The following is a 7,722-nucleotide window of genomic DNA, read 5'->3' as shown; positions in this document are numbered from 1 at the left end:
AGGGATAGTTTGATCTATATGCTTCTTGTGCCATGAGCGCAGGGTTTCAGGCGTGCAGCCAATCTTAGGGGCAATGGCTTGAATGGCTGCCCATGTGGAGGGATAGTCGTTTGCTGCTTCGATCAGCATACGGACGGCGCGTTCTTTAATCTCAGGAGTGTAGGTTTGTCTTTTCATTGTCGTATTCTCTCAGAATGTTAAGTCTCCGACAATACCGGGGCGGTTCAAACCTTACTCCCAATTTTTTATTTACGAGGAACCTTGACAATTTGGAACAACCAAACTTAATAGGTAAGAATATTGCCCTACTAGGATGCGGAGCGATTGGTGGTTATTTAGGATTATCTTTAGCACGCCTGGGCGCTGGTGCGAGTGGTGGAAAACTCACGTTGATAGACAGCGACATCTTCCAAGAGGAGAATATTGGTAGACATGCACTTGGTAAAGCGTATCTTCATAGAATGAAAGCTAGCGCGTTAAAGCAAGAAATAGCTCAGCAGATACCTGACCTAAATATCGAGGTACATAATATCAACGCTTGTAATAGGAGTATTTTAAAAAATATTTCAAACTATGATCTTATTATCGATGCTACTGCCAAAATAGAAGCATCTGAAACAATCAATAAGTTTTTCTTTGATTCAGACGGCAAGACACCCCCATTGATTCATAGTTGGATTAGAGGCAATGGAGAGTGTGTTCAAGCTTTGTATAATGATAAAGATACAAATTATGCCTGTCGGTCCTGTATAAATAAAAGTGGTAATTCGATACGTGAAGAATATGACGCCCTAAAAGGTATGACTGCTGCAAGGTCTTTCATGGCATGTGCCGATTTTACACCTTTTGCTGTATCAGCAAGTATGTCAGCTGCTGCTTTAACAATTGATATGATTTTGGACTGGCTACAAGGAGATGTTAGTCCAAGATATCGAACTCGTTATACTGAGAAATGGATGGGGGAGAAAATAGAAAGTAAAGATTACGCTCCTTCTCTTGAATGCCATATATGTAAAATTAACTGATTTGGTTCCATATGTTTAATAATTCTTGGGAATTTTCTAGTACTTCTCCCGTAAATGCTGTTTTGATGCAGCCTTCGGTACTTGAAAAAATAGATCAATGGAGACAAAAGGGTTTTCTGAGTCAGGCGGAAGCTTGTGGTATCTTACTTGGTGAGCGAAAAGGTTTTAAGGGAAAAGAACAATATCTGAATATCACAGATATAACGTTACCTTATAACACTGATATTAGAAAACCAACAGCGTACATAAGGAATACTGAAGGTCATCAAGCTTATCTAGATGAGTTACATAAACAAAGTAAAGGTAGAATACAGTATTTAGGCGAGTGGCATAGTCACCCTCAAAACGTAGCAACTCCCTCTTCGATTGACTATAGAGAATGGCATAAAACCTGCTTAAATTTTCCCAATCTACCTTTAGTGTTCTATATAGCAGGAGTAACAGAAGACTGGATGGGTATCCAAGCTGATCAATCAATATATCTGCCTAAAACTTTGTAGTAATAATTTCTGATGTTGTTACCATCACTAAGACCTATTTGCTATTTTTAATTTATTAGGGTGTGTTGACATATATAGAATAATTGATAATCATAGTGTTATGACTAGATTAACACTAAGTGATGCCCAGTGGGCAAAGATAGCACCGTATTGTGCAGGTAAAGAGACCGATGTTGGTAGAACAGCGGTAAATAATCGACTATTTATCGAAGCTGTTCTATGGATTGTCCGAACAGGTAGTCCGTGGCGAGACTTACCCCCTGAATTTGGTAACTGGAACAGTGTTTATAAGCGCTACCGTCGATGGGTAAAAAGCGATAGATTCAGCAAGCTATTTAATGCTCTGAATGACTCAGATTTAGAGTATGCCATGATTGATGGCACTATTGTTAAGGTACATCGTCATGGACAAGGCGCAAAAGGGGGGCTTGTCATCAGGCAATTGGCAAATCAAGAGGCGGTATGACCACTAAAATCATGGCAATGGTTGATGCATTAGGCAACCTTGTTGATTTTACTTTATTGAAAGGACAACAGCATGACATGGCTGGCGTTAAACCTTTAATTAAAGACAAAGAGTTTGGTGCATTGCTTGCTGATAGAGCCTTTGACACGGATTGGCTACTGCTAGACTTAGAAGAGCGTGGTAGCAAAGCGGTCATACCCCCTAAACGCTCTCGTTTAAAGCAACGAGATTTCGATAAAGAAATGTACAAGTGGCGTCACTTAATCGAGAACTTCTTCTGACGGTAATTGTCAACACACCCTAGTTTGCATCAATATTTATTTTACTCTCTTATACTTCATAAATTTATTTCTATTATTTGTAATTAACTCTGTATCATTGTTTTGGAGTATTTATAGTGAATCGCACAGGGATAGTCGCTCGCTGCTTCAATTAGCATGTGAACGGTGCGTTCTTTAATCTCAGGAGTGTAGGTTTGTCTTTTAATTGTCGTAATCTCTCAGAAGTTGAGTCTCCGACAATCCCGGTGAGGTTCATTCTACCTTAAATAATAATATCAGAGCTCTTATCACGCGCACCTACGAAAGTTTATCAAAGCTATTGAACTGGCAAAATATCACTCTATCTTTTGGGTGATCATCGAAAAATTCTTGATAAGTAGACTCAAGTCTTCGAATACTTATCTACTTTCATATACACTCTATAATAAATGAGAATTGTGGTACACAGTCTAAGTCAGATATTAAGGTTCATGAACCATTTATTTTCCTCCTCACTATAGAGCATTGTTTTTACTAGCTAATCATCTCTGTTAACTCGTGAACCTGACTTTAGGTACGCATAAGTTAAATAAGACATCTCGAGTAATTTATTTATGGAACCCATGATACTATCACAGCATAAATAAACTCTTATTTGATTAAGTTGTTAGCTATTAGAATTTAAAGATATTCTATCTAGCACTGCTCAATAGAATACTTTCTTGCTCCACATAAACAATCACCGTATAGAAAGACAGACACTATCCTTAATATCTGTCTTTCTATACGATGATACGAATCACAAAATAAAGCCAATCATAGTTATAATCGTTATCAGTTTTCTAACGACAGCATATTCATAATTAGCTTGATCAAAGTTTCTTTTTGACTGGGGTCAGACTCAGCAACCAATAAGGTTAACGCGGCAAGTCCAGTATCATTAATCACTGTATCGCCTTTACTGTCAAGTAGGCGCTGATTGCGATGCAAAAAGTCGATAAATAAAAATGCGCCGCTACGCTTATTACCATCAGTAAAGACGTGATTTTTGACCATAAAATAGAGTAAATGCGCCGCCTTGCTCTCAATTGTCGGATAAGCTGGCTCACCAAACACCGTTTGCTCTAATGTCGCCAAGATACTGTCCAAGCCATCGCCGCGCGGTTTGGCAAACAATACTGTCGCCTCACCTCGTGCTATCAGCTGCGCCTTTAGATGCGTGAGCGCTGCCATGGCCTCAACTGTACTGGGCAGAATACCGCCTGCCTGTCCTACTGGCGCATTGAGCAAGCCTTCGTCATAACGCTGTAACCACAAAAACGTCTGTGTGTAGCGGCTGATAATCTCAATGAGTCCGCGCCCTTCATCGGTGTGTAGCTCGGGGCTTTGGGCAGTTTTTTTGATGAGGGCTAGGGCTTGCTGTAGCTCGGCGGCGTTTTTGTCAAAGCGTTGTTCATTGATGGCATAGCCTTGTAGTAAGTACTCACGCAAACGCTGAGTCGCCCATATCCGAAACTGCGTGCCTTTTTTGGAATTGACCCGATAACCCACCGAGATAATGGCATCTAGATTATAAAAACGAATCTTACGGCGTACTTGGCGCGACCCTTCTTGGCGAACTACCGAGGATTCCTCGGTAGTTGCTGTTTGATCTAATTCGCCTTCTTTGTAAATGTTTTTTAGATGTAGTCCTATGGTATCTGAATCTTTGTCAAACAAGGTTGCCATTTGCGCTTGCGACAGCCACAGCGTCTCCTGCTCTAGGCGAATCTCAATCTGCGTTTGCCCATCATCGGTGGTGTATATTTCAAACTGATTGTCAGTGTTGGTGATGTCCAATTATGCCTCCTTTACCATGGCGACAGCATCTGTTCTAATACCGATACTACCAGCCAATACCTAAGACAAGCTATTTTATTAATTCTATAAAAAGCTCATTATTCAGTGGCAGTGGTTTTTTGATCGGTTTGCGCTGTCACAATAAGGCCTTCACCCCATACAAATAAAGTATCGGCTTTCTGCTGAGGGTGATGAGCGCCTACTCGCTCAAACTGAGCAAATAACCATTGTCTAACCTCCCTTTTGTGTTGATTGGCGATTTGATGCGGCATAGACTCAGCAGCTTAATATTCGGCGCACGCATTGATAAACATACATCCGTGAAAACCCTCTGATGAGCTCCAGTCGGTCAAAAATCCCAAACAGCTCCTAGCAACGTCTTCTGCTGGTTTGACATCCCATTTCTCACAATAACCTTTTAATTGCATCATAAACATCTGGTGATGATAGTGGCTTGGTGGCACACTTGCTACTGCATCCTTGCAGTGGTACGCAATAGTTTAGCACTGATGATGTTTCTAGGATCATTCGGTGCCAGCTATTTACTTATCTTTGCCTATTCTGCCAGCCCCTTTGCATGGCCAAGAAATGTCATCGGTGGACATGTTATCGCAACCTTTACAGGGCTTGTATTTATGACACTATTTGGTATTCAATGGTGGAGTATGGCAATGGCGGTCGGTACGGCCATTGCCATAACAACCTAGGTAAGAATAGCCAGTATCCAACCTATTGGTGGTAAATATTCACTGTAAGTAAAGACATCGTAGGCTGAACAGACATAGCAGGCAGGCTGGTATTGTCAATGATTCAAATAATCGCCCAGCCAAGCCAAAAATGCATCACTGCTCGTCGATACGTTCAGGCGCAGATAGGTTGAGGCACTGGCATCTGGATGAAATAAATGCCCCGGTGCCACTAGCCAGCCATCGCTATAGGCATCTAGTGCCAGCTGGCTGGTGTCTTGATGCGTATCCACCCACACAAAGAGGCCTGCCTGCGTATGCTCAGGATAGACAAGTCCGATCTTAGGCAATGCTATGCGCATCCGCTCATGCGCACGATATAACTGCTGCTGGCCTTTTTTGATTTGCCTGCGGTATTCACCATGCGTCCATAAGTGGTGAATCACGCGCTCACCAAACTCTGGCGTACTCATATTACTCAAGGTTTTGATACGCAGCACATCATCAATGAAATGATCGGGACAGACCAGTAAGCCAACGCGCCAGCCTGATGACATCGACTTTGAAAATCCTGTCGCATAAAACACGCGCTCGAACTGGTCAAGACTAGCATAACGCAGGACTTGACCACTCGGCAAAAACGCGGCGTATAAGTCATCCTCAAAAATATACGCGTCGTATTGATGAATAAGATTAAGCACTTGATGCGCCCGCGCAGGATGCAGATTATAAGAGGTGGGATTGTGTAGCACGCTGTTGGTCAAATACAGCTTTGGATGATACGTTTCAAACAGCTGTTGCATCTGCTCAATATCGGGGCCTTGGTGATCGCGCTCGACCGCGACAACATTGAGTCCCTGCTGTTGTAGACAGCTCGATAACCAAAACCAGCCCGGCCCATCGACCATCACCGTATCACCGACCTCAGTCAATAGTTGGGCAATCATAGTAATGGCGTGTGATATGCCTGCGGTGGTCATGACATTGTCTGTATAGGTCTGCATACCTAGCACATTCAGCTGCTGCACCAGTTGCTGACGCAGCGGCAAATAGCCTTGCACCGCGCTATAGTCATAGATGAAGCCGTCTGCTTGCTGGGTGACCTGCCGTATCGCCCACTCCATCTTGTCATTACGTATCCAGTCTCTAGGTAGCGTGCCCACGCCTGGGGATCGGTGATGCGGAATATCGCTCGACACTTGCTGTACCAGCCAGCGAGTATCTATGACTGGCTGCTTGGGGGCAACTTTTTTGTCACGGTTGGGCGGTACTAGTCTTGTCTGCTCATTCACATAATAGCCTGAGCTTGGCTTGGCGACCAAGACATTGGTTGCCACCAGTTGCTCATAAGCTTGCACAACGGTGAAGCTCGATATACCCATGAGTTTGGATAGTTTTCGCACCGATGGCACACGCTGGTTGGGCAAGTAAATTTGCCAATCAATGCGCTGCTTTAGCCATTCAGCGACGGCAGCAGTCTTTGTTAAGTTAGGATTGAGCTTGTAGTTTTCGACCATGATAAAAGTACTTATCGTTGATAATAAAAATCTAAAAAATTGTCACGCTAAGAGCGACTATACACTTTGTTCATCATAAGTGAAACTGTATCGGGTTTGTTGTGGTCATATAAACTATAGTTGAGACATTCCATATGGATCGTCATTATTTAGGATGACACTATGAACCCGATATACACTGCACTGGCTGTACTGGTTACCTTTATTTGGGGTGTGAACTTCACCTTTATTGCATGGGGATTAGAGAGCTTCCCGCCACTAATGCTCACTGCCCTACGCTTTTTCTTTACCGCAGTGCCCTTGGTGTTTTTTCTTAAACCGCCTACCTTTAACCGTACCTTACTCATCTATGCTATCGGTACCTTTGTCATGCAATATGCCTTTGTATTTACGGCCATGCATCTAGGTGCGTCACCGGGTTTGACGGCGTTGTTGCTACAAATGCAAATTTTTATCACTGTGTTGTTGGCGTACTTTATCTTGGGTGAAGCAGTCAGTCGCATGCAAGTCATCGGTATGATGGTTGGGGTATTGGGCCTTGGTGTGATTGCGCTCAATCTCGGCGGAGATATGCCTGTGGCTGGATTTGTCTGCATTTTGATTGCCGCAGTGGGCTGGAGCTTTGGCAACATTGCATCCAAGCAAGCCTCAGCACAAGCGACCTTAAAAGCGGCACAACAAAAAACAGCAACAGCACCTACCACCGTTAAAAACAAAACCTCTGCTTTGTCTGCTCTTGCACTGGTCGCATGGGGCGCTCTGATCGCTTGCGTGTTTTTGACGTTATCTTCGCTTATATTTGAGACCGATGCATGGCAGCTGGCAACCTTTACCGAAGCGTCGATGAAGTCGTGGCTGTCGCTTGGGTTTATCGTGTATATCTCAACCCTAGTCGGCTTCGGACTCTGGGCACATCTACTCAGTCAAAATACTGCCTCCAAGGTTATGCCATTTGCTCTATTAGTGCCGGTATTCGGTATGACAACGTCCGTAGTGCTTACGGGCGAAGTTGTAACGTGGTGGAAAATGCTGGCAATGATATTGATATTGTCGGGGTTATTACTAGCAAATGTGAAATTTGGGATAAGGAAAAAACCTGCTCATAAGTACGGAGTCTAATAGTTCACTCTTAGATAAATGGATAAACGATAGTTAGTGATCTTTAAACTAAACGGACTCAGCGGAAAGCTCAGCTTATTGCCAGATTTACTGGATAACTCCAAAACATGCTTAAAACCGTATTTTTTACGAATGACTTGATGCATATCATTGGTAGATTTTTTCTTTTGTCTGGTCGCAAATCCCACATGGCGTTCAAATCTGACCATGTCTGTTTTTACTAGATTGTCGCTGTTGACTCTCGGCATAAAGACAGGCTTATGCTCTACCCCATTTTGTCTGTGTGCCATAGGGTGATTTTTTTTGCTCC

Annotated in this window: 9 protein-coding genes and 1 pseudogene; 5 read left to right on the top strand and 5 right to left on the bottom strand. The window is 43.1% G+C overall.

What is annotated here, in order from left to right; genetic code table 11:
* The coding region (locus HL061_RS01425) for a transposase (protein WP_252962434.1) at window positions 1-177 on the bottom strand (177 nt) is incomplete at its 3' end.
* 92 nt (window positions 178-269) lie between these two features.
* Between HL061_RS01425 and HL061_RS01420 the strand changes: the two genes are divergently transcribed.
* From HL061_RS01420 to HL061_RS01410, 3 genes and pseudogenes are all read left to right on the top strand, one after another.
* Window positions 270-1,025, top strand: coding sequence for a ThiF family adenylyltransferase (locus HL061_RS01420; RefSeq protein WP_252962426.1), 756 nt, complete (start codon window positions 270-272; stop codon window positions 1,023-1,025).
* Between the two features lie 11 nt (window positions 1,026-1,036).
* Window positions 1,037-1,525, top strand: a complete 489-nt coding sequence (locus tag HL061_RS01415; RefSeq protein ID WP_093071335.1) for a Mov34/MPN/PAD-1 family protein — start codon at window positions 1,037-1,039, stop codon at window positions 1,523-1,525.
* 100 nt (window positions 1,526-1,625) lie between these two features.
* A pseudogene (locus HL061_RS01410) lies at window positions 1,626-2,269 on the top strand (IS5 family transposase); the annotation flags it as partial.
* A gap of 816 nt (window positions 2,270-3,085) precedes the next feature.
* On the opposite strand, the gene rhuM reads toward HL061_RS01410, so the two are convergent.
* Together rhuM and HL061_RS01400 are read right to left on the bottom strand one after the other, a co-directional pair.
* Window positions 3,086-4,090, bottom strand: coding sequence for a RhuM family protein (gene rhuM, locus HL061_RS01405; protein ID WP_071001565.1), 1,005 nt, complete (start codon window positions 4,088-4,090; stop codon window positions 3,086-3,088).
* Window positions 4,091-4,188: 98 nt separating this feature from the next.
* Entirely contained in the window at window positions 4,189-4,362 is a 174-nt protein-coding gene (locus HL061_RS01400) for a hypothetical protein (protein ID WP_156770951.1), read from the bottom strand.
* Window positions 4,363-4,599: 237 nt separating this feature from the next.
* Here HL061_RS01400 and HL061_RS01395 point away from each other — a divergent pair, with 237 nt between their 5' ends.
* Complete coding sequence (locus HL061_RS01395) at window positions 4,600-4,797, top strand: HPP family protein (RefSeq protein ID WP_227517172.1); 198 nt, start codon at window positions 4,600-4,602, stop codon at window positions 4,795-4,797.
* Between the two features lie 95 nt (window positions 4,798-4,892).
* On the opposite strand, the gene HL061_RS01390 is transcribed toward HL061_RS01395, so the two are convergent.
* Window positions 4,893-6,293: a PLP-dependent aminotransferase family protein gene (locus tag HL061_RS01390; RefSeq protein ID WP_093070924.1), complete on the bottom strand. Its 1,401-nt coding sequence runs from the start codon at window positions 6,291-6,293 to the stop codon at window positions 4,893-4,895.
* A 162-nt stretch (window positions 6,294-6,455) separates the two neighbouring features.
* Between HL061_RS01390 and HL061_RS01385 the strand changes: the two genes are divergently transcribed.
* A complete protein-coding gene (locus tag HL061_RS01385) occupies window positions 6,456-7,412 on the top strand; it encodes an EamA family transporter (RefSeq protein WP_071001563.1) in 957 nt (318 codons plus the stop codon).
* On the opposite strand, the gene HL061_RS01380 is transcribed toward HL061_RS01385, so the two are convergent.
* Window positions 7,409-7,702: a hypothetical protein gene (locus HL061_RS01380; RefSeq protein WP_227517171.1), complete on the bottom strand. Its 294-nt coding sequence runs from the start codon at window positions 7,700-7,702 to the stop codon at window positions 7,409-7,411. The genes HL061_RS01385 and HL061_RS01380 overlap by 4 nt on opposite strands.
* Window positions 7,703-7,722 lie beyond the last annotated feature (20 nt).

The organism is Psychrobacter sp. PSP (genome assembly GCF_024085615.1).
Taxonomy (GTDB): domain Bacteria; phylum Pseudomonadota; class Gammaproteobacteria; order Pseudomonadales; family Moraxellaceae; genus Psychrobacter; species Psychrobacter pacificensis.
Note: the sequence above shows the minus strand (reverse complement) of the source record. Positions and strands in the feature narration are given on the sequence as shown.

What these genes read in the sequence shown, in the direction of transcription:
- HL061_RS01415 (WP_093071335.1), top strand. Translation starts at nt 1,037, where the DNA reads ATGTTTAATAATTCTTGGGAATTTTCTAGTACTTCTCCCGTAAATGCT.
- HL061_RS01400 (WP_156770951.1), bottom strand. Translation starts at nt 4,362, where the DNA reads ATGCCGCATCAAATCGCCAATCAACACAAAAGGGAGGTTAGACAATGG.
- HL061_RS01395 (WP_227517172.1), top strand. Translation starts at nt 4,600, where the DNA reads ATGATGTTTCTAGGATCATTCGGTGCCAGCTATTTACTTATCTTTGCC.
- HL061_RS01390 (WP_093070924.1), bottom strand. Translation starts at nt 6,293, where the DNA reads ATGGTCGAAAACTACAAGCTCAATCCTAACTTAACAAAGACTGCTGCC.
- HL061_RS01385 (WP_071001563.1), top strand. Translation starts at nt 6,456, where the DNA reads ATGAACCCGATATACACTGCACTGGCTGTACTGGTTACCTTTATTTGG.
- HL061_RS01380 (WP_227517171.1), bottom strand. Translation starts at nt 7,702, where the DNA reads ATGGCACACAGACAAAATGGGGTAGAGCATAAGCCTGTCTTTATGCCG.